Source organism: Bacteroidota bacterium (assembly GCA_016213405.1).
Classification (GTDB): domain Bacteria; phylum Bacteroidota; class Bacteroidia; order Palsa-948; family Palsa-948; genus Palsa-948.
Map to the genome: position 1 here is coordinate 1 of JACRAM010000057.1, position 23,406 is coordinate 23,406.

The following is a 23,406-nucleotide window of genomic DNA, read 5'->3' on the forward strand; positions in this document are numbered from 1 at the left end:
ACCGATTAAAGAAAAACAGATTACACCGATGATTAGCCAATTTGATAATTTGAAGATGTGATAATTTGAAGATGAAATCATTTTCAAATTTTCAAATTGACTCATTCTCAAATTTGTTTTAGTTTGTTTTTTCATTGGGTTTTTATTATTATGTATTAAAGTTTAAAAAGTTTTTCTATGGATAATAATCTTTCAGATGAAGCAAGAAGCATTCGGGGGCGCTCTATTCTCTTTTGACAAAGAATAAAGAATATGAATGAGCGGTAAAAGGATAGGTACAGGGGTCTATTGTAGTTGCATTTGAATAACTATCATATAACAAGGAATGAGAAACATGCGCGGTTATGCGATGCTGCGAAGAACCGGGCAACCCTTTTCTGAATCGTTTGGCAAGGGAAAGAACTTGCTGATGAATGTTATTATCCTGAGTGTGTAATAAATAGTTATTACAATGAACCGCCTTTTTATATGAAACACCTGAAAGAGAAAGACTCGAAGGGGCAGGCGAATTTGCTGCAGGAACTGCGATACTAACAAATAGAATACCGGTCAATAATAAAAACAATTTCATGAGAGGAAAAGCTTAACATATAACTTTGATGCAATGGTAATAATTTTTTAGTAACCAATGAATGAAATCATATTTTATTTTGCATATTCGCAAGTTTTATTTCAGGCATTACTGAAACAATTAGAAATCAACATTAATAACGTGCGTTTTGTTTAAGCATCAATAGGAATGTTTTAAATTTTCTCTTATTGGTGTATGTTTTTAAAACCTTAGTAGAAAAATAGGATAACCAACACCTCAAACCTTATTATGGGCACCTCTAAAAACTCGGTTCTCATTTGAAGCGGAAGGTTGGAAGGTTGGAAGAATGGATGTTTTCCCAACCTTCCAATCTTCTCCCGAAGGGACTCCTTCGGAGCTTTCTTCCAATCTTCCTGTATTTAGAGATTCCCTTATTTTATCCCTGCTGCCGGACGGCTTGTTTGATAATAAGGTTATTTACATCACAATCATTTTTTTCTACTAAGGTTTAACAGCCCTTAAACGAAACTCACGTTAATAATAAACAACTACTCTTCCTGCACCACCGGCTGCACCAGCATTATTGCCATTTGAACCACCACCTCCACCTCCACCCGGAGTAGTTCCAGCCGTTGAAGCGCCCGCTCCTACTCCTGAACCTGCGCCAAAACCACCGCTACCACCAGCACCACCCGGATTTCCCCCATCAGCGCCTTTTGCATTTGCATTACCTGATCCGCCACCGCCTGCACCACCTGTAATATTAAATGTTGCCGCGCTGGTTCCTCCCGCTCCTCCTGCTCCCCCGTTCACTCCAAAGCCACCACCCGTTGCACTGATAAGCGCACCTAAACTACTTGCAGTTCCAGCAACACCAACAGCCCCACCTGTACCGCAAGTACACAGATAAGTAGCTGCCGGAACTACCGTAAATACCTGAGTTCCGTACCCACCGGCACCACCACCACCGCCACTACTCACAGCGCCATTAGCACCTCCACCGCCACCACCCCAAACTTCAACAGTAATTCTTGTTACACCTGCTGGCACCGTCCATATAGCACCACAAGCAGGAACCACTACTGTAGAAAAAGATCCATTGGCTCCTGTTACGCCCGTTAATCCTGTAGGACCGGTTATGCCGTTTGTTCCGTTAGTTCCATTCGTTCCTGTGGGACCGGTTATGCCATTGGTTCCGTTAGTTCCATTCGTTCCTGTGGGACCGGTTATGCCGTTTGTTCCGTTAGTTCCATTTGTTCCTGTGGGACCGGTTATGCCGTTTGTTCCGTTCGTTCCATTTGTTCCTGTGGGACCGGTTATGCCGTTTGTTCCGTTCGTTCCATTTGTTCCTGTGGGACCGGTTATGCCGTTTGTTCCGTTCGTTCCATTCGTTCCTGTGGGACCGGTTGGTCCTGTTCCTCCTGCTGAAAGCCGCACCCAATTTACACCATCCCAATAATAATATCCCGGTGAAACATCGTTCACTGTGGCGGTATTGTACACTAATAAACTGGTTGTAACACCCGCTCCAATGGGTGCATTTGAAGTGGTAATGGTGAGTGCAACGCGTGGGATGAGCAGCCCTTTGTTGGTGGCATCCACATCGAGCATAGCGGAAGTATTAGGTACTGTGCCTGTGGTGTTGATGGAGACGCCTTGGGCGGAACAAGTCCCAAGTTCCAAGTTCCAAATTCCAAGCGCCAAGAAACAGCCCAAGAAAATGCAATGGCTGTTCTTCTTGTGACTTGATACTTGGGGCTTGGGGCTTGGGGCTTGGGGCTTGATGATTTGTTTTTTCATAGGCAAATGTTTTCTGTTTTATTTTGATGCTTGGGTTGTAATCATAATTTTTATTTTCTCCATATCTGCTTTCAGGTTCTTCACTTCGTTCAGAATGACAGTATTCTCTGCTTTCAAACTGTCATTTTCTGTTTTCAACTCTTTGATGGCTTCAACAAGCACGGGAGTGAGTTTTGCGTAGTCAATGCTTTTATATCCTTTATCATTTGTATTTACAATTTCAGGAAATACTTTTTCCATATCCTGAGCAATGAGACCAATATTTCTTTTGTCATCAAAGTGCGAATCGGGAAATTCATCTTTGCGCCAGTTATATTTTACTCCCACAAGTTTCATCACATCGGGCAATACTTCTTTCATGGGAACAATATCTTTTTTATATCGTATATCAGAACAAACCAACGGGCTCAGCCAAACACCGCACGCTCCGAGATAAATATCAGCAGTAGCCGAAATATTGCCGAACACCTCTAATTTATTGACTGGGTTATTCACTCCCATTCCAAAATTGCCGGCAGGAGTAATCTGAAATTCTTCCTGCCACGATCCTCCATTCCAATAAGCTATTACAAAATTATCGGGCTGGGGATAAGTGTTGCCGCGTTTAACAATATCCCAATACCTGGTTGTGTTTTCGGCTGTCAATCTTATCGCATGAAAATTATTTACCGTTGAGTGTAAATGAAGCGGCATAAGCGGTGCAGGAAATGAGCCGATGGTGCCAATTCCTACATATCCATTGTCAGCAACCACTAAACTATAAATATCCGAACTGTTCCTTACTCCAAAAGCATACGTAGCGTTAGTGCTTCCGCTTCCTTTCACATCTAAACGAGCATAGGCAGTTGGATCCCCCATGCTGACATTGCCTGCAAAATAACTTGGAGCAGTTGCATCAGAAGCATATAAGCTATATTTGTTTGTTGCCTGAATAGCTGAAACAAAAACTCCATATCCGTTAGTAATAGTTCCTGAACTCACATTGGTAACATTTGCCTGCAATCCGATTGCGTTGGTAATAGTTCCTGTTGAAATATTTCTAACATAACTTGTGGAGCCATAGGCATTGGTAATTGTTCCTGTACCGTTATTGTACACATCATTGGTTGATCCATAAGTTCCTGTGATAGTTCCCGTCTGTCCGGAGGTTGTTTCAATTCTGTTTACTGAGCCGTACAAATCACAGTTAAAATTAAATGCTGAACCCGGCTGAATAGTATTCCATGAAGCGTGCAGATTTGCATTTTGGTTGGCTGTAAGCACAGGTGCATACTGATTGTCAGATTCTATCGTCAAAGCAGGATTGGTATTAAATACATGAAGTTTGGATGTAGGAGTTGGAATTCCGATGCCAAGGTTGCCTTCTGAACTAAGCCGCATTTTTTCGGTGCTTCCGGAAGTGCCTGTGTTTATCGTATTGAAGACAAGACTCCAGCCGTGCGCGGCAGGTGTCCATGTTTCTGCCGCAACTGAAGTAATTCCGGGCGAAGCAATAACCACCGAACCGTCATATCCTCCAAAGGCAAGATTGCCTATCATATCTCCAGCAATTAAAGTGGTAGGCGAAGCAATGGTTCCGTTATTTCTATATAAAGTCATGCAGGGATTTGTGCCTGCCTGCCGTATTGCAACACGTCCTCCGAATGTATTCTGGTCGCCTTCAACAATGATACCTGTGCGGTAAGGATGCGGACTGCTTGATGTATTTGGAAAAGTGGAAACAACATGCAAGGTATTTTGAGGCGAGATTGTTCCTATACCAACATTGCCACCTGATGGCTGTATTGAAAGATTGACATTAGTACTTGCGCCTTCAATTACATCAATAACTCCGTAGCGCAATGCTGCGTTAGGATCGGTATATAACCCAAGATGAAGTTTAAGTGCGACAATGTTTCCGTCAAAAGATTTAATTTGAAAAATATTTTGTAACCCGGATGTGGTAAGCGGATTAGTTCCTTTCACATCCAGCATCACGCCTGGTGCAGCAGCAGAGCCATCGGTATTGACACCGATGTTCTGTGAAAATATTTTTTCTCCGAAAAAAAGAAAAGAAAAAATAAATACGGAAGTGTAAAGTTTTTTCATGTGAAAAGAATTAAAATGAATTGGCAATTCAAAGGTAAGATTATAAATTGGTCCCGCACATAGCGGCTATGTGCGGGACTCATAAACACAAAACGAAAATGGAAATTTATTTTTCTCATCGGACTGCCTATCCGTTTGCATAGTAAGTTTCCATCTGTCTGAATTCACTTTCGGGAAAAAAGCATCTCCATCGAAGGCGTGATGGATTTTTGTGTAATATATTTTATCAGCAATATTAATCGTCTGCCTGTAAATATCAGCTCCTCCAATGATAAAAACTTCTGTTTCATTTTTGTTCATTGCTTGTTTCAATGCGTCTTCCAATGAGTTGACAACAATGCATCCATCCGCAATAAAATCGTTCTGAAATGTTACTACAATGTTTGTTCTTCCATCCAGCGGACGGTACTTCAGTGGAATTGAATCATAATTTTTTCTTCCCATGATTACGCAATGCCCCAATGTTGTATCACGGAAGTATTTCATGTCAGCCGGTAAATGCCATGGCAAAGAATTATTTTTCCCAATCACATTATTTTCAGCAACTGCTACAATCAGCGAAATAATCATGAGCGAAGTTAATCGATAATTTATTTCATCGAAGTACGAAAAGGATACGAACTTACGAACTACTAACCAATGTTTTCTTCGTACTTAGTACGTTCGTAAAGTTTTGTTCGTAGTTCGATGAAATGGCTGCTAGACAGCAACCGCGCCCTTAATGTGAGGATGCGGATTATAGTTCTCAATCGTGAAATCCTCGTACTTAAAATCAAAAATACTTTTCACAGCAGGATTTATTTTTAGTTGTGGAAGCGGTCTGAAATCCCTCGAGAGCTGAAGATTCACCTGCTCCATGTGGTTGGAATAAATATGCGCATCGCCAAAGGTGTGTATGAACTCACCCAATTTCAAATCACATACCTGCGCAACCATCATCGTAAGCAAGGCATACGAAGCAATGTTAAAAGGAACACCCAGAAAAATATCTGCACTGCGCTGATAAAGCTGACAAGAAAGTTTTCCATCGAGCACATAAAACTGAAAGAACGCATGACAAGGCGGAAGTTTCATTTTATCAATATCGGCAACATTCCACGCGCTTACAATTAATCTGCGCGAATCTGGATTCTTTTTTATCTGCTCAATCACATTCGTTATCTGGTCAATGTGTTTTCCATCAGGCGTTGGCCAGTTTCTCCACTGCGAACCATACACAGGTCCCAGGTTTCCGTTCGCATCCGCCCATTCATCCCAAATGCCCACACCGTTATCTTTCAGATATTTTATGTTCGTATCACCCTTCAAAAACCAAAGCAGCTCGTGAATGATGGATTTTGTGTGAACCTTTTTTGTAGTGAGAAGCGGAAACCCTTCTGCCAAATCAAACCTCATCTGGTAACCAAAAATGCTGATGGTGCCCGTGCCCGTGCGGTCAGATTTTTTTGTGCCCTGCGCAAGCACCTGCTTTAATAAATCGTGATACTGTTTCACAAAACAAAGTTAAAAATAATTTGGGCGCGCCCTTCGCAAAACCTCAGGTCAGGCTATCCGCTACAATCTTTTTGAATCAAAAAGGATTTCCGCTTCTATCCTTCGCGCAAACAGCCGTGTGTGGTGTGGTGTTTCGTTTTCCCCGCGCTAAAGCACGGGGCTATTAATATATCGCTCCTCTGGAGCGAAGAAAAATCCAACCATGTTGTTCTTTCCCCATAGGGGAAAAATATTAATAGCCCCGACATTCATGTCGGGGTTGAAAACGTACCGCACAATTCCTCCCCTCTCCTTTTTTAAGGAGAGGGGTTGGGGGTGAGGTCTGCGCGAACGATTGAAGTGGAAAGCCCACAGCGCGAAGCGCGAGGACTTGGAACGGAAAGCGTGACAGCGCGTTTCGCGGTGACGCGCCCAAGACATCCCCCGCCACTTCGTGTGCTTCCCCCTTCATCAAGGGGGACTAAAAAATATCTTTACTTTGCAGGTATGAAATTTGTAGCAGAAAGTAATCTATCAATAAATTAATCTATCTATTATGAAAGCTCTCAAAAAAATCCTCAAATGGCTCGGCATTGTGTTGCTGTTGCTCATCATCTTTATTATTGTTGCGCCTTTTATTTTCAAGGATAAGATCATTGCGTTTGTGAAAGAGGAAGCCAACAAACAGCTGAACGCCAAAGTGGATTTCGGGGAGTTTGACCTCACTTTGCTAAGCAGTTTTCCTGCCTTCACGCTGAGCATAAACAATGTGAGCGTTGCCAATGTGGGCGACTTTCAGGGAGACACGCTGATGTCCGTTCAGCATCTTTCTGCTACGGTTGACCTGATGAGCGTTATCAAAGGCGAGCAATATAAAATAAGAGGAATCCTTCTTGAGAATCCGCGCATTCACGCCATCGTTCTCTCCAACGGAAAAGCAAACTGGGATATTACAAAGCCAGATTCTTCCGCGACTGCTTCCACATCTTCTGAGCCCACCAAGTTTAAAATGAATTTGAAAAAGCTGGAGATAAAAGGAGCACACATTATATACGATGACGCTTCGCTCGGAATGTATTCCGCGCTTGAGAATTTTAATTACACCATGAGCGGTGATTTCACGCAGGATAATTTCACAATGGAAAATAACATGAGCATTGACCAACTCACGGTGAAATACGGTGGCATTGCTTATATGAACAAAGTGAAAACAGTTGTGAAAGCCGATATTGATGCCGACATGCCCAACTTCAAATTCACGTTCAAAGAGAATGAAATTTCGTTGAACGAACTTTCGCTCGGCATTGATGGTTCATTCGCCATGCCCCCAGCAGCAACGGGGCAGACCGGTGATGACATGAATATGGACATGAAGTTCAAAGCCAACCAAACTGAATTCAAAAATATTCTCTCACTCGTTCCCGCGGTTTACACAAAAGATTTTTCTACAGTTAAAACTGCAGGAAAATTTGGGCTCGATGGTTTCGTCAAAGGAACCTACAACGAAAAGAAAATGCCTGCCTTTGCCGCGAACATAAAAGTGGATGACGCTATGTTCCAGTATCCATCTTTGCCAAAAGCGGTGAATGATATTTCTATTGATGTGGCAATTAAAAATGCTGACGGAGAACCTGACCACACCATTACCGACATCAAAAAGTTTCACATGGAAATGGCAGGAAATCCTGTTGACATTGCCATGCACATTGAAACTCCCGTAAGTGATCCGAATATCGCTGGAACAATTCTCGGAAAAATAAATCTTGCTTCCATGAAAGATGTGGTATCGATGGAAGGAAGCGATCTGAACGGAACCGTGACGGCTGATGTGAAGATGAAAGGAAGAATGTCGAGCATTGAAAAAGAAAAGTATGATGAGTTTGACGCGGACGGAACCATCATCATCATGGACATGAATTACAAAAGCAAAGATTTTCCGCAGGGCATGACGATAAAATCCATGACAATGAATTTTTCTCCGCAGTATGTTGAACTGAGAGGTTTCGACAGCAAAATCGGCAAGAGCAATATTCAGGCGAACGGAATGATAGAAAACATTATGCAATATGTTTTCAAAGATTCCATGTTGCAGGGAACTTTCTCTGTGAAATCTTCACTGATGGATTTGAACGAATTCATGACTGAAGATGAAAACGCTTCCACCGCAACTGCAGATACTTCTTCCCTATCCATCATTGAAGTTCCGAAGAATATTGATTTCATTTTGAATTCTTCTATCGCGAAACTTATATACGACAAGATTGAGATATCCAACATGGCGGGAAGCATAATTGTACGCGACAGCAAAGTGATGATGAACAATCTCAAGATGAACCTTATGCAGGGAAGCATGCTGATGAGCGGAACTTACAGCACCGTGAATCCGAAAGTGCCTGCTGTGGATTTCAACATGAACATTTCTGATTTTGATATTCCGATGACCTTTAAATATTTCAACACCGTTCAGAAACTTGCGCCAGTTGCAAAATATTCAACCGGAAGATTCTCCACTCAGTTGAAATACACTTCCAACCTTGACGCAACCATGATGCCCGATATGAAAACCATGAACGGTGACGGAAAAATGCAAACAAAAAATGTTGTCGTTGCAGGATTCGAACCGCTCAACAAACTCGCGGAAGCGCTTGGAGGATTAGATAGATTCAAGAAAGCAGAATTCCAGAATCTCGATATAACCTATCATATTAAGGACGGAAAAATCTCCACGGATGAATTCCCTTTCAAGCAAAACAGCGTGAGCGGATTTGCATTCGGCTCCACCGCACTTGACCAGACGATTGATTACACCATGAAAATGGAAATCCCAACTGCCGATATGCCTGCAGGAGCAAAAGCATTCATCACGAAACAATTCTCTGCGCTGAATGCACTCGGAGCAAACGCAAAACTTCCCGAGAAAGTAAAAATCTCTGCGCTCCTTGGCGGAACGGTGATGAAACCAGAAATCAAAACCAGCATGAAAGACATGGCAGGAAGCGTGAAAGACGCTGTGAAAGACCAGGTCACTCAGGTTGTAACTGATAAAGTGAATGAAGTGAAAGAAGATGTAAGCAAGAAAATAGAAGAGCAAAAGAAAAAACTGATTGCTGATGCGGAAGCCAGCGCGCAGAAAGTCCGTGATGAAGCCAAGAAGCAGGCGGATGATATTCGCAAGAACGGAAACGCGCAGGCGGATGCTCTTCAAAACAAAGGAGCCAACATCATTGAAAAGACCGCCAATAAAAAACTTGCTGAGAAAATGAGAAAAGAAACCGAAGACAAAGCAAAAAATATTGAGTCCGAAGGAAATAAAAAAGCGGATGACCTCGTTAAGAATGCGAAAGATCAGGCGGATAAACTCAAATAAGAAGTCCCAAGTATCAAATCCCAAATTCCAAGTCCCAAAAAATATTGTTCTTGGAGTTTGGGACTTTAATAAAAGATGGAATATAAAAGAGATTTAAAAGAACGATTATTTCAATTCGCTGTGGATGTCATTATATATCTGCGAACTGTAAAGAATAATATTGAGACGATGGATATGAAGCGTCAAATAATTAAAGCTTCAACTTCCACAGGAGCAAACTACGAAGAAAGCCAAGGGTCACCTACAAAACCTGATGCTAAAACAAAAATTGGAATTTCTCTAAAGGAAATAAGAGAGGCGAATTACTTTCTTCGTGTATTTCATAAATTGAAACTTGGAGAAAATTCTAAAAGCGAATATCTTGTTAACGAATCATCTGAATTGAAAAAGATACTCGCTTCCATAATAAACAAACTGTGAAATCGAAATTACTTTGGCTGTTGTCTTGGAGCTTGTTACTTGGAACTTGGAACTTGGGACTTTGCCAGAAGGGCAAACCTCCCGCAGACCCTGACCCGGCTGAAGAATGTTCCGGTACTGATGAAGCCAAAAAGCTCTACGAAAAATCCCGCGACAAGAAAAAGTATCAATACGATGAGCGAATAAAATTCATTGAGCAAGCCGTTGAGGAAGACCCGAATTATGCTCCCGCTAATTACGAATTGGGAATGCACTGGCAAAGGCGCGCAGATGAATCAGGAGCGGATTGCGAGAAATGTGAAAAATATTTTCGCGCTGTCATTTTGAATTGCCCGAAGTATCATTCCAATCCGTATTTTTTTCTTGGCTATATGTTTTACCAGCAGGGCAATTTTGATTCTGCCATGAAATACACCAAACTGTTTCTTGACTTCAAAGAAGATAATTTGAAAAAATACGACAAGCTACGCTACGATAGATTTTTAGTGGACGCAAAAGACATTATGAAGTTTTCAAAGTTCAATAAAGAAATATATGGCAATCCGGTTCCGTATGATCCTAAAATCTTACCGGGTATCAGCACTATCAAAGATGAATACCTGCCTTTCATTTCTCCCGATAATGAAATTGCTTTCTTCACCCGAAGAATAAAAGTTCAACCCATGGGAGTTGCCTGGGATATGAGCACGGAAAAAGAATTTTTCTGTTTCAGCGAAAGAAAACCTGACGGAAATTTTCCTGAAGGAGAGCCCATGCCCGCTCCGCCTTTCAACACGCACTTTAATGAAGGAGGCGCTTCCATCACCATTGACAACAAACATCTTTATTACACCGTGGTGGAACAGGATGGCAACTATGATATTTATTACAGTGATTTTATCAGCAACGGTTATGGTGGCGGAGAATGGAAAGAATCAAAAAGCGTGGGCAACATCATCAACAGTGCGGACTATTGGGATTCTCAGCCCTCTATTTCTGCCGATGGAAAAACTTTGTACTTCGCCAGCACGCGACTGGGCGGATATGGCGGAGTTGATCTATGGAAATCTGAAAAAGATGAGAACGGATATTGGACAAAGCCCGTGAATCTCGGACCGAACATCAATACCGAAGGCGATGAAAAATCTCCCTTCCTGCACTGGGACAGCAAAACACTTTACTTTTCTTCAGGCGATAATGAACAGGCAGCCACTTCTCACATGAACATAGGCGGCTTTGATATTTTTTATTCGCGGCAGGACAGCACCGGCAAATGGGGCAAGCCGAAAAACATCGGCTACCCGATTAACACCGCGGGAAACGATGTAGGATTTTTTGTAAGCACGGATGGGAAGTACGGCTACTTTGCTTCAAACGATAATCAGAAAACAAAAGGGAAAAGCGTGGGCGGTTATGATTTATATTATTTCGAACTGCCTAAAAATGTGCGCCCCGATGAAGTAGCCATCATAAAAGGAAAAGTTACTGCGGAGAATGGCAAACAAGTGATAGCCGCAGTGGAGCTGAAAGATGCCGTCACAAAAAAAATTACGAAAGCCGTGGTGGATTCCGCTACAGGAGAATATGCCGTGGCGGCAAATACTCAGAAGAAACACGACCTGCTTCTCGTGGTAAAAAAAGAGGGCAACGCATTCAGCTCGCAATTGATTTCCATGAAGGACAGCCTGTCGGGTAAGGGAGAGGATTCAATTGAAACGAAGCAATCTCCCAAAGAGGAACCATCCTCTCCCTTTGCAAAATCTCCTGTCATGAAAGTTGACATGAAAAGTGATACATTGAAAGAAGGAAGAGCATTTACGCTGAACAATATTTATTTCGGACCTAACCTCGCTGACCTGAAAGAAGAATCAAAATTTGTGCTGGATGAATTTATAAATTACCTGAAAGAGGATTCAACTATTGTAATTGAAATTGACGGGCACACCGATAACATCGGCAACCCGCAGGACAATCAAAATCTTTCTGCCGACCGCGCTTTCACCGTTTTTGAATACCTGAGAAATAATGGCGTGCCGAAAAACCAGATTGTCAATCACAAAGGTTTTGGAGAAATGAAACCTGTTGCTTCAAATGATACCGAAGAAGGGCGTGCGCAAAACCGCAGAACAGAGTTTTTGATTGTTTCGAAATAACTTCAGTTATCTGTAATTACTAATTTGCCGGTAGCAATGATATTTCCTACCCCTGCGCTATCGCGCTGTCCCCCTTCGGATGGGGATAAAGGGGGAGGATCAGTTAAGCGAATGAAATACAGTCCGCTTGCGAGATTGTCTCTTTGCAAAGTAACGGTCTGCCCCGAAATATTATTTATTTGTTTTACTTGTTGCCCGTATGAGTTGTAAACTGTGAGGGTTGCGTTTGTTAAGTAATTGTTTGTCTGCAAAGTTGTTGAGGTGGAAAAGGGATTAGGATAAATAGAAATATTTCCTTGTAATTGGTTTTCAAAAACAGAAATGATTCCTGAACGGTAAATAATTTTCCCATTATTCCCGCAAGCCCAAATATCTGTTAGTCCGATGCCTTGAATTGCGTTTAGGTTTTCTATTGTTCCTGATGTTTCTGATGCCCATGTTAGTCCTCCGTCTGAACTTTTAAGTATTATTCCGTTATCACCGCAAACCCATACGTTTAATGCATCTGCATAATAAACTGCATTTAAGTTTTGTATTGTTCCACTGGTTGGCGAAGTCCAGTTTGTTCCACCATTTATTGTTTTCAAAATTATTCCGCTGTTGCCAACCGCAATTCCTTCGTTTGTATTAATGAACATTATTTTTTTCAAGGTTTGTGTTGTGCCGGATGTTTGCTGTGACCAAAGAGTTCCAAAATTAGTGGTCTTGATTATTAAACCTCCGTCTCCAACTACCCAGCCGATGGTGGTGTTGGCAAAATAAATTCCGTATAAATTTTTATTTGCAGTGAAAGAATACGTTGGATAATTTCCGGTAGCGTAGTCATATAACATTCCATACGTACCTTCAATATCGCCAACCACCCAGCCGGAAGCAGAAGAAACGGTTGGATAAAAAATATCGTTAAGAGTGGTGACTCCACCTGCCAGATTGCTCCAGGTTGTTCCTGAATTTGTGGTTTTGTAATTCTGTTGCCATTGTCCGCAAAACCAACCTGTGGTGGCGGTGAGAAAACGAATCGCATTAATATGATAGGTTGTGCCAGTTGCCATGTTAGCCCAGGTGGTGCCGCCATTAGTTGTTTTGCTGCCTACTCCATTGTCTCCTACGGTGTAAACATTAGTTGTGCTTGTGGTGTAGATTGAATTAAGATTTTGTATTGTTCCAGATGTTTGCGAAACCCATTGCGCAAAACAAGTCATGTAAAATAGTGCAGTGAATAATGCAGAAAGAAAGAAAAGTTTTTTCATTGCATAAAATCTCAATATCTTCCCGTTAAATCACTGCTTTATGAATTTTTTTCTTATGATTTTATTTTCACTCATAAACTCAACGTCATAAATTCCGACAGGAAGAGCGGAGATATCTACCCACTCATAAAGATAACCGTTCGTATCAATTGATTCTTTGTACGCCACCGTGCCTAAAATGCTTCTTATAGTGAAATCAACTTTCCCCTGCAGGTGAGTTTCAATGCTGATGTATATTTCATTATGCGCAGGGTTGGGGAATACGCTGATGTTTTCTTCAGTAGCGATAGTATTTACTCCGGCAACGCAGACCACTGTTCCTGTGCCTGTTGCACTGCCAATAATTGGTATTGTTATAGTTACGGAGTAAGTTCCCGGACATAAACCGGTGGCGGTCATAGTGGTTTGCGCTTGAGGATCGGTCCAAAGATAAGTGCCACCTAAAGCAGACACATCGTTGGTTGTAGCTGAGCCATCGCAGGGTGCTGTACAGTTAGTGGCGTTGGTAACGGTAACTGTTGGGGTTGCCTGAGCAGAAGCTTCACCCATGATGAACAAAGGTGCAATTGAAAAGAGTAAAAGTTTTTTCATGCTGATAGATGTTGGTTGATAGGATGAATTATTTTACTGCAAACTTATAAAAAATAACAGCAAGAACCTTTATTACCTTTACAAACAATGGATTTACTATTAAAAGCCGAGCGGTTTTGCGCTTATCAGGAACGCTGCCGGTTTGAAGTGGAGAAAAAGCTCCGCGAACTCAAAGCAAAGCCCGATGAAATTTCAAAAATCATTGCCTCGCTGGAAGAAGATGAATACCTGAATGACGAACGCTATGCAAAACTTTTCGCTTCAGGAAAATTCAGAATCAAGAGATGGGGGAAAAATAAAATACGCGCGGAACTGCGAATAAAAAAAATGCCTGATGACTTTATACAAAACGCGCTGAATGCGATTGATGATGAAGAATATTTGAAAACCATTCAACATCTTATCAAAAGAAAAGCAAGAGAAGTCAAGACTCAAGACCCCAAAGATAAACTCAGAAAAATCGTAAACAATCTTCTTTCAAAGGGATTCGAGTCAGAGTTAATTTGGAAATGTGTTAATTTGAAAATTTGAAAACGGTTGTATTTGTATTGCATTTTCAAATTGGCTAATCTTCAAATTAGCTCATTTGCTGTTCCGTATCAGCACATCAAACCGATAATGCGCGTGCGGAAGATTTTCCTGCGGCATGATGGAAACGTTCAATCTTTTTCTTTCGCACCATTGCACAATTTCTTTCGGGTCAATCCACCAGCCGAGGTCGCACTCTCCTTCTTTGAACCGGAGCAGGCGTGAAAATTTCTCACGGTAAAACTTTTTAGGCGATTCATAAAAGTTCCACATCCGCGTTTTATCGGGAATATCTCCTATGAAAATCCAGCCCCTGTGCTTTGTTATTTTTGAAAGCTTCTCCAGAATGGCTTCCCGTTTCTTTTTGTTGAAATACTGGAAAGAGAAATAGCAGTACGACTTATCAAAAAAATCTTCAGGGAAAAATTTATCAATGAGCAGGGCATCGGATAAATGCAGGCGTAGGTTGAAAATATTTTCTTTCAGCTCAAATTTCCGGGCGGTATCAATCAGCGCTTCTGAAAAATCAACGCCATGAATCTCTTTGCAGGTGCGCGCAATAAATTTTGTGAGGGCGGCATTGCCGCAGCAGAGGTCAAGCACCATATCGTCTTTTTCAAACTGAACTTTGTCAATGATGTCGTTCGCGATGGCTTCGAATTTGTAATGCTCACCGCGCCTCGCGCTTTGCTCAAGAAGAGAATCATCTATCGGGAATGCCCATTTATTAATCCACTTATCACTCATCTGCGAATACTAATTTGTACGAATGTACGAATCAGGCAAAAGAAAATTAACTGAGAGAATTTCAGATTATACACAGCGAAATCGTGATAACTCCAGTTTGATTGGCTGTTATTCGCAAATTCGGAATGATTCGTATTCGCTGATAGTCATTTTATGACAACCATTTTCCTCCCCTCACTCGCCTGATCAGAAGTTTGCAGCTGGAAAAAATAAGTGCCTGCCGGAATATCGGCCGTAGAAATTAAAAGATGATCAAAAGTTTTATCCACCTTATACCGTTTTATTTCTTTGCCCTGCAGATCATAAAAAATAATTTCACCTTGGCTTACTCCATTGGGAAAAGTATAATCAATGCGGGTGGAGTTGATGGAAGGATTGGGATAAGCATTTGAAATACTGCTTTGAGCTAGCAGTAGGTTATTTCCTTCTTGTATGCCCATACTCAATGTGCCAGGCAAACCATAAACATTAGCATCACCATTATAAGCATTCTGATGACTTAAAATCATTTTTGTTCCTTGAGATGTATTGTAAATCGGATATTGTTGCAATTGGACGTTAACCATTATCCATGCCGCCATACTATCCTCTGTAAAAATACAAGTTCCGTCTTCTTTATAAATTTTTGTAGTGACCGCTCCAGCACAATCATTATACAGATACATAAACTCCAACTGAGAGTCAATATCAAATAATTTTTCTGATAAATAAAGTATGGTAGGTACACCGTTGCAAGTCTGAGGAAAACTTGCGAAAGAAATCGTCTTCACTAATGAATGATTCATGTCATATATATCAATCACTTTTCCCGTTCGGTTTATCTTAACATATTTTTCACCAGATACTTCAAAATTAATAATCATTAATTGAGATGAGCGTGAAGTAGTAGTAGAAGTATTCATAACACCATAAGTCGAAGCACTATCATAAGTATGCTCCAACGTAATCTGCGCCTTTGCATTTATTCCAAATGCAAGGAGAGTGATGAGGATAAATTTTTTCATTTGATTTAGTTTAGTTGGTAAATGTAAGCATTGAGTTTTGTTCGGGCAAGAGTTTTCAACAGAAAGATTTTTCGTGGACAAATCATTTAACTTCGCCATTCCGTATTGTCATTCCGAGTGAAACGAGGAATCTCATCATGAGATTTCTCACTTCGTTCGAAATGACAGCGAGTCCTTATGAGTAATTATTTAAACGAACTCAACGAATCGCAGCGCGAAGCTGTCCTTTGCAAAGACGGACCAGTGATGATTGTGGCAGGTGCTGGCTCGGGCAAAACGCGTGTGCTCACCTACCGCATCGCTCATCTTCTCCATAAAGATATTGACGCGTTCAACATTCTCGCGCTCACATTCACCAACAAAGCCGCGCGTGAAATGAAAGAGCGCATTATGAATCTGGTGGGCGATAATGAAGCGCGCAATTTATGGATGGGAACTTTTCACTCGGTGTTTGCGCGTATTCTGCGCTATGAACACGACAAACTGAATTATCCCGCCAATTTCACTATCTATGATATGGATGACGCAAAAAATCTTATCAAAGATATTGTGAAGCAAAATAATCTGGATGATAAAGTGTACAAAGCATCCATCGTGCTGGGAAGAATTTCCGCTATGAAAACGCAGTTGATTTCTTATGAAGCGTATCAGCATCATTCACAATTCACCGAGCACGATAAAATGTCCGGTCGCCCTGAGTTCGGAGCAATCTTTGAAACATATTGCAAACGCTGTTTCAAAGCTGGCGCCATGGATTTTGACGACATCCTTTACAACACCAGCATTCTCCTGCGCGATTATCCGGATATACTTTATAAATACCAGAACAAGTTCAAATATATTTTAGTAGATGAGTACCAGGACACGAACTTCGTTCAATATGTAATTATCAAACAACTCGCGGCACGTTTTGAAAATATTTGTGTGGTGGGCGATGACGCGCAGAGCATTTACGCTTTCCGCGGTGCGAACATTCAGAACATTCTGAATTTCAAAAGCGATTATCCCGATGTGCGCACATTCAAGCTGGAGCAGAACTACCGCTCCACAAAAAATATTGTGAACGCGGCAAACAGTCTCATTACAAAAAATAAAAACCAGATTCCGAAAATCATCTGGACCGATAATGATGAAGGCGATAAAATAAAAGTAGTGCGCGCGCTCACCGACAACGAAGAAGGAAGAATGGTGACGCAGATGATCTTTGAGAGCATGATGCAACTGCAAATGTATCCGAAAGAGTTCGCGATTTTATACCGCACGAACGCGCAGTCCCGCGCGATGGAGGAAGCGCTTCGCAAAAAAAATATCGCTTACAAAATTTATGGCGGGCTCTCCTTTTACCAGCGAAAAGAAATCAAAGACCTCCTCGCCTACTTCCGCCTCACAATAAACAATCACGATGAGGAAGCGATGAAGCGCGTTATCAATTATCCCACGCGTGGAATCGGAAACACTACCATCGAAAAAATAATCGTCTGCGCGAATGACCACAACATCAGTCTGTTCACAGTAATGGAAAATCTGGGCGACTTCCAATTAGAAATGAATTCAGGAACACGCGAGCGCCTCAGCAATTTTATCACGATGATAAAAAGTTTTTCCGCAATGCTTCCTATCACCAATGCGTACGATCTGGGAAATCATATTGCCGCTTCCACACATATTCTCAAAGAACTTTATAACGATAAATCTCCTGAAGGCGTTTCGCGCTATGAGAATATTGAGGAATTGCTGGGAGCTTTAAAAGAATTTTCTGTTGGAGAGGAGTTCAAAGCGATTGATATGCCGGAATTGACAGCCGAAGAACAGGTAATCGGTGATCAGTCATCGGTGGAAAACCAAAAACCGGCTGTTGGCCGATCTCCGATAACCGATAACCGAACACTAGATGTTTTCATGTCCGACATCGCATTGCTCACCGATTCTGACAAAAAAACAGAACCCGAAAACCGCGACCACGTTTCGCTGATGACGATTCACCAGGCAAAGGGTTTGGAATTTTCTCATGTATTCATTGTCGGCATGGAAGAAAATCTTTTCCCCAACTCATTCAGCATGAATTCACGGGATGATCTGGAAGAAGAGCGAAGATTATTTTATGTTGCACTCACCCGCGCGAAGAAAAAATCCGTTCTCACATTTGCCGCCACGCGCTTTCACCGCGGTTCGCTCAACAACAGCGAGCCCAGCCGTTTCATAGAAGAAATTGACGCGAAGTATATGGAGTTTTCTCATTCATCGCATAGAGAAGATAATTTTGGCGAAGCAAGAGAAAAATGGAATCGCAAAGAAAACGGAGCCGATACAATTTATGAAGAACCTGTTTTCAGGAAAGAAAACAAATCACAAATCACAAATCACAAATCACAAGAGAACAGCCAGAAGCCAGCAGCTAGAAACCAGCCGCCAGCACAAAAGAAATTAATCAACGCAACTATTGCCCGATACAAACCAACTACCGAAAGCCAGCAGCATTTGAAAGATTTGCAGATTGGAATGACGGTTTCTCACGATCGTTTTGGAAATGGAAAAGTGATAAACATTGAAGGGATTTTTCCGAATTCAAAAGCTACCGTTGAATTTGAAAGCGAAGGGCAGAAACAATTGCTACTTAAATTTGCGAAACTGCAGATTGCAGGGTAGAGCACCTCACCCAACCCCTCTCCTTAAGGAGAGGGGGAACAGCACAGTATCCCCTTCCTGCAAAGACTCGGGTGAGGTCTGTTACAATAATTCGCCTACTTTTGCGTATCTGATTAATTCGAAAACCTGAAATCAAAATATGGCAGCCAAACCAAGTTCAAAAGATTCAAAAGATAAATTTGAAACAGCCGAAAAGCACAGCATGCAGTACAATACCCAACTGCCTCACCTGATCATTCCTGAATACGGGCGCAACATTCAGAAACTAATCGAATATGCCTGCACGATAAAAAATAAAGAAGAGCGGAATAATGTTGCCCATTCCATCATTGCCATCATGGGGCGTTTGAACCCGATGCTCCGCGACCTCACGGATTTCCGCCACAAACTCTGGGATCACCTTTTTATTATTTCCGATTTCAAGCTGGATGTTGACTCGCCTTATTCCAAACCTCCAAAAGAAATTCTCACAACAAAACCAGATAAAGTAGCGTATCCAACAAAAAAAATGCGCTTCAAGCATTACGGAAGAGGAGTTGAACGCATGATTGAAAAGGCAACTTCCATGAAAGCAGGAGAAGAAAAAAATGCTTTTGTGGAAGCCATCGCTAACCTGATGAAAAAATCTTATCTCGTGTGGAACAGAGATACCGTGAGCGACAGCGTGATTCTTCAGGAGTTAGAAGACCTTTCAAAAGGGAAATTAAAAGTGTCTGAAAATTTCCGCATGGCCAGCACGAACGATATTCTTGCCCGTACAAAAAATATGAATCCAAAAGTGGATGAATCCAGAGGAGGAGGAAGAGACAGGGACCGCGGACGCGGAGGAAGACACGGACATGGTGGCGGGCATGGAAGAAGCAATAATAGCAGAAACAGAAACAGAGGGCGTTAAATCCTATGAGCAGTTTCGTAGTCACAGGAGGAAAAAAATTAAAAGGGGAAATCATTCCTCAGGGAGCGAAGAACGAAGCATTGCAAATTTTATGTGCTGTTCTTCTGACTCCTGAAAAAATTACCATTTCGAATATTCCGAACATTGTTGATGTAAACAAATTAATTGACCTGCTGAAATCGCTAGGAGTAAAAGTTGAAAAGAAGAGTGAGGACACTTATATTTTTCAAGCCGACAGCGTAAACGTAGATTATCTTCTCACGGACGAATACAAAAAGAAAGCAGCAGCGCTACGTGGTTCCATCATGGTGATGGGTCCTCTCCTCGCCCGCTTCGGAAAAGGATACATACCAAAACCTGGCGGAGATAAAATCGGAAGAAGAAGACTGGACACGCACTTCATCGGATTTCAGAAACTCGGAGCAAGGTTTGATTACGATGAGAAAACAAATTTCTATAAAGTAGATGCATCACAGCTAAAAGGAACGTACATGCTTTTGGATGAAGCATCGGTAACCGGCACTGCAAATATTATTCTCGCTGCCGTTCTCGCAAAAGGAAAGACCACCATTTACCACGCTGCCTGCGAACCCTACATTCAGCAGCTATGCAAGATGATTGTGAGCATGGGCGGAAAGATTTCCGGCATCGGCTCTAATCTTCTCACGATTGAAGGAGTAGATTCTTTAGAAGGATGCATGCACCGAATGCTTCCGGATATGATTGAAGTGGGAAGTTTCATCGGTCTTGCCGCCATGACCCAATCAGAAATCACTATCAAAAATGTCGGCTACGAGCATCTCGGAATTATTCCTGATACATTCAAACGACTTGGAATCCAAATGGAACTAAGAGGAGATGACATTTATATTCCGTCTCAAAAAAATTACGAGATTGACACCTATATTGATGGTTCTATTCTCACTATAGCCGATTCCATCTGGCCCGGACTCACTCCCGATCTGCTCAGCGCAATCCTCGTCACCGCCACTCAGGCAAAAGGAACGGTACTCATCCATCAGAAAATGTTTGAAAGCCGTTTGTTTTTTGTAGATAAACTGATAGATATGGGCGCACAGATTATTTTATGCGACCCCCACCGCGCAACGGTGATTGGCATCAACCGCGAACGTTCGCTGAGGGGAATTGAAATGAGTTCGCCCGATATACGCGCAGGGGTTGCGCTTCTCATAGCGGCAATGTCTGCCGAAGGAAAAAGCACCATTAACAATATTGAACAAATTGACAGAGGATATCAAAACATTGACACGCGCCTGAATAAAATTGGCGCGGAAATTGTAAGAAAGTAAACACAACTAAGAAAACCCCCTATATGAAAAAAATAATCTCTCTCTCTGTTTTGGTTCTTGCATCTGTTTTCCTTTTTTCATTTTTGCAGGACGCAAAAGTGGGACTCAATATCGGAGATAAAGCTCCTGAAATAAAACTGGCAGGCGTTGACGGCAAATTCATCGCGCTATCCTCTCTGAAAGGAAAAGTGGTGCTGATAGATTTCTGGGCATCGTGGTGTGGTCCGTGCAGGATGGAAAACCCGAATGTGGTTGCCGCATACAACAAGTTCAAGGATAAAAAATTCAAGGAAGCGAAAGGGTTTGAAATCTACAGCGTATCGCTCGACAATCAAAAAGAAAAATGGGTGCAGGCAATTCAGAAAGACGGACTCATCTGGACAAATCATGTAAGCGATTTGAAATGGTGGTACAGCGAAGCGGCAAAAACGTATGGCGTAAATTCAATTCCCACCAACGTCCTCATTGATGCAAACGGAATCATTCTCGCAAAAAATCTCAGAGGTCCGGCTCTTGATGAAGAACTTCAGAAGTATGTGAAATAATTGTTAGTGGTCAGTAGCCAGTTGTTATGTTAGTCGTAAACATCAACTGACAACCAACTACTGACAACTGACCTTTCGTCCCAATCTTTTCTTTTCACTTCATCCATTCCGTCACTTTGGCTTTATTATATTTGCCATCCTGAAATGGCAGGATGATTGACACCTGGCTGTGTCATTCCGAACGAAGTGAGGAATCTCCATAATGAGATTCTTCGTTACACCCGGAATGACAAATTCTAAAAATATGAGTAAAAAAAATAACGATAAAAAGAAAGAGGAAAAGCAAACTCCCTCAGAAGAAATAATGAAGGAAGCATCTGTAGATACTGCGGATGAAAAAACTTCTGACCCAGATACTATCGGAGCAGGAGAAAAACTGGCAGAGCTGAATGATAAATACATCCGGCTGTATGCCGATTTTGAGAATTACAGAAAAAGAATGTCGAAGGAGCGAATTGATCTGCTGAGGTACGCAGGCGAAGATATTTTCAAAAAAATTATTCCGGTGCTGGATGATTTTGAAAGAGCATTCAAATCCCTGGCAGAAATCACCGACATCAATATTATCAAACAGGGAGAAGAACTCATTTATAATAAATTCAAAAATATTCTGACGCAAAGCGGTCTGGAAGAAATGAAATCCACAGGAGAAATTTTTGATTCTGAGCTGCACGATGCAGTGACAAACATTCCTGCTCCATCGGAAGATATGAAAGGAAAAGTGGTGGAAGAAATAGAAAAAGGATATTACCTGAATGGAAAAGTGATACGGCATGCGAAAGTAGTGGTAGGTAATTGAAACAAAATTTGAAAATGCGTCAATTTGAAGATTTGAAAATAAATAACCCATTTTCAAATTTTCAAATTAGGAAATCTTCAAATTAAATTTATGGCAAAAAGAGATTTCTACGAAATACTGGGCGTTCCGAAAGGAGCAAACGCGGACGAAATAAAAAAAGCGTACCGCAAGAATGCGTTGGAGTTTCATCCTGACCGAAATCCAAATAACAAACAAGCAGAAGAAAAGTTCAAGGAATCTGCTGAAGCGTATGAAGTATTAGGCGATGCTGAAAAAAGAAAACGCTACGACCAGTTCGGGCACTCGGGAATGGGTAATGCGGGCGGTCACGGAGGCGGTGGATTTCATCACATGGATATGGACGATATCTTCTCCCGCTTCGGTGATATTTTCGGAGGAGAGCATCCCTTTGAAAGTTTTTTCGGAGGCGGAGGTTCGCGCTCACGGGGAGGGAGAAGACTGAACCGCGGCTCCAACCTCCGCATCAAAGTAAAACTTACGCTGGAAGAAATCGCAACGGGCGTTGAGAAAAAAATAAAAGTCCATAAATATATTTCATGCACGCATTGCAGCGGCACGGGTGCGAATAAAGGTTCGGGCTTCAGCACTTGCGGAACCTGCAAAGGTTCAGGGCAGGTAACCCGCACGCAGCAAACCATTCTCGGATACATGCAAACGGCTTCGGTTTGTCCGCAATGCGGAGGTGAGGGGCAAATCATCAAAGACAAATGCCGCTACTGCAACGGTGACGGCATCATGCGAGGAGAAGAAATTATTTCGATAAATATACCGGCAGGCGTGGCGGAAGGAATGCAGTTATCCATGAGCGGAAAAGGAAATGCGGGTCCGCGCAGCGGTGTTGCCGGAGATTTAATTATTGCCATTGAAGAAGCAGAACATCCGCACTTCAAGCGCGAGGGAAATAATATTTTTTACGAACATCATCTCAACTTTGTGGATGCAGCGATAGGAACTTCGGTGGAAGTGCCCACGCTGGAAGGAAAAGCAAAAGTGAAAATTGATGCCGGCACGCAGCCGGGAAAAATTCTCCGCCTGAAAGGAAAAGGAATTCCGGATGTGAACGGCTACGCGAGAGGGGATTTGCTCGTCAGCATCAATGTATGGACTCCGCAGCATTTATCTTCCGAAGAAAAAAAGATGCTGGAAAAACTCCGCGAGTCGGATAACTTCAAACCCCATCCCGACAAAAGAGATAAAAGTTTTTTTGAAAGGATGAAGGAGATGTTTGAGTAAAAGTTACAGATTACAAGTTACAGGT

18 protein-coding genes are annotated in these 23,406 nt (G+C 41.9%); 10 read left to right on the forward strand and 8 right to left on the reverse strand.

Annotated features, from left to right (window positions below; all coding sequences use genetic code 11):
• Positions 1-1,066 precede the first annotated feature (1,066 nt).
• The 4 genes from HY841_06565 to HY841_06580 form a co-directional block, all read right to left on the reverse strand.
• Complete coding sequence (locus HY841_06565; protein ID MBI4930406.1) at positions 1,067-2,332, reverse strand: hypothetical protein; 1,266 nt, start codon at positions 2,330-2,332, stop codon at positions 1,067-1,069.
• Positions 2,333-2,350: 18 nt separating this feature from the next.
• Positions 2,351-4,420 carry a tail fiber domain-containing protein gene (locus tag HY841_06570; protein MBI4930407.1) on the reverse strand — a complete coding sequence of 690 codons (2,070 nt, stop codon included), beginning with the start codon at positions 4,418-4,420 and terminating at the stop codon, positions 2,351-2,353.
• Positions 4,421-4,486: 66 nt separating this feature from the next.
• Complete coding sequence (locus HY841_06575) at positions 4,487-4,990, reverse strand: dihydrofolate reductase (GenBank protein ID MBI4930408.1); 504 nt, start codon at positions 4,988-4,990, stop codon at positions 4,487-4,489.
• 129 nt (positions 4,991-5,119) lie between these two features.
• Positions 5,120-5,914 (reverse strand): thymidylate synthase, encoded by a 795-nt coding sequence (locus tag HY841_06580; GenBank protein MBI4930409.1) that lies wholly within the window; start codon positions 5,912-5,914, stop codon positions 5,120-5,122.
• 535 nt (positions 5,915-6,449) lie between these two features.
• Here HY841_06580 and HY841_06585 point away from each other — a divergent pair.
• The 3 genes from HY841_06585 to HY841_06595 all read left to right on the forward strand — a co-directional run bounded on the left by HY841_06585 (position 6,450) and on the right by HY841_06595 (position 11,812).
• Entirely contained in the window at positions 6,450-9,260 is a 2,811-nt protein-coding gene (locus HY841_06585; protein ID MBI4930410.1) for an AsmA family protein, read from the forward strand.
• Positions 9,261-9,335: 75 nt separating this feature from the next.
• A complete protein-coding gene (locus tag HY841_06590; GenBank protein MBI4930411.1) occupies positions 9,336-9,680 on the forward strand; it encodes a four helix bundle protein in 345 nt (114 codons plus the stop codon).
• Positions 9,677-11,812 (forward strand): OmpA family protein, encoded by a 2,136-nt coding sequence (locus HY841_06595; GenBank protein ID MBI4930412.1) that lies wholly within the window; start codon positions 9,677-9,679, stop codon positions 11,810-11,812. Before HY841_06590 ends, HY841_06595 begins: the two co-directional genes overlap by 4 nt.
• A gap of 2 nt (positions 11,813-11,814) precedes the next feature.
• Here the strand turns inward: HY841_06595 and HY841_06600 are convergent, their stop codons facing one another.
• Together HY841_06600 and HY841_06605 are read right to left on the reverse strand one after the other, a co-directional pair.
• Entirely contained in the window at positions 11,815-13,062 is a 1,248-nt protein-coding gene (locus tag HY841_06600; GenBank protein ID MBI4930413.1) for a T9SS type A sorting domain-containing protein, read from the reverse strand.
• A gap of 30 nt (positions 13,063-13,092) precedes the next feature.
• Positions 13,093-13,653, reverse strand: coding sequence for a T9SS type A sorting domain-containing protein (locus tag HY841_06605; protein MBI4930414.1), 561 nt, complete (start codon positions 13,651-13,653; stop codon positions 13,093-13,095).
• Positions 13,654-13,740: 87 nt separating this feature from the next.
• Between HY841_06605 and HY841_06610 the strand changes: the two genes are divergently transcribed.
• The gene (locus HY841_06610; GenBank protein ID MBI4930415.1) at positions 13,741-14,184 is read left to right on the forward strand and encodes a RecX family transcriptional regulator; all 444 of its coding nucleotides are present in this window, start codon (positions 13,741-13,743) and stop codon (positions 14,182-14,184) included.
• A 51-nt stretch (positions 14,185-14,235) separates the two neighbouring features.
• On the opposite strand, the gene HY841_06615 is transcribed toward HY841_06610, so the two are convergent.
• Positions 14,236-14,928, reverse strand: a complete 693-nt coding sequence (locus HY841_06615) for a class I SAM-dependent methyltransferase (GenBank protein MBI4930416.1) — start codon at positions 14,926-14,928, stop codon at positions 14,236-14,238.
• Positions 14,929-15,074: 146 nt separating this feature from the next.
• Positions 15,075-15,932, reverse strand: coding sequence for a T9SS type A sorting domain-containing protein (locus tag HY841_06620; GenBank protein ID MBI4930417.1), 858 nt, complete (start codon positions 15,930-15,932; stop codon positions 15,075-15,077).
• A gap of 177 nt (positions 15,933-16,109) precedes the next feature.
• On the opposite strand from HY841_06620, the gene HY841_06625 reads away from it, so the two are divergent.
• From HY841_06625 to dnaJ, 6 genes are all read left to right on the forward strand, one after another.
• The gene (locus HY841_06625) at positions 16,110-18,578 is read left to right on the forward strand and encodes a UvrD-helicase domain-containing protein (GenBank protein MBI4930418.1); all 2,469 of its coding nucleotides are present in this window, start codon (positions 16,110-16,112) and stop codon (positions 18,576-18,578) included.
• Between the two features lie 139 nt (positions 18,579-18,717).
• Positions 18,718-19,473 (forward strand): DUF4290 domain-containing protein, encoded by a 756-nt coding sequence (locus HY841_06630; GenBank protein ID MBI4930419.1) that lies wholly within the window; start codon positions 18,718-18,720, stop codon positions 19,471-19,473.
• 5 nt (positions 19,474-19,478) lie between these two features.
• A complete protein-coding gene (gene murA / locus HY841_06635; GenBank protein ID MBI4930420.1) occupies positions 19,479-20,783 on the forward strand; it encodes a UDP-N-acetylglucosamine 1-carboxyvinyltransferase in 1,305 nt (434 codons plus the stop codon).
• Positions 20,784-20,806: 23 nt separating this feature from the next.
• Positions 20,807-21,328, forward strand: a complete 522-nt coding sequence (locus tag HY841_06640; protein MBI4930421.1) for a TlpA family protein disulfide reductase — start codon at positions 20,807-20,809, stop codon at positions 21,326-21,328.
• Between the two features lie 226 nt (positions 21,329-21,554).
• On the forward strand, positions 21,555-22,127 hold the full coding sequence (locus tag HY841_06645; protein MBI4930422.1) for a nucleotide exchange factor GrpE: 573 nt from the start codon (positions 21,555-21,557) through the stop codon (positions 22,125-22,127).
• A 90-nt stretch (positions 22,128-22,217) separates the two neighbouring features.
• Positions 22,218-23,381: a molecular chaperone DnaJ gene (gene dnaJ / locus HY841_06650; GenBank protein MBI4930423.1), complete on the forward strand. Its 1,164-nt coding sequence runs from the start codon at positions 22,218-22,220 to the stop codon at positions 23,379-23,381.
• Positions 23,382-23,406: the final 25 nt, after the last annotated feature.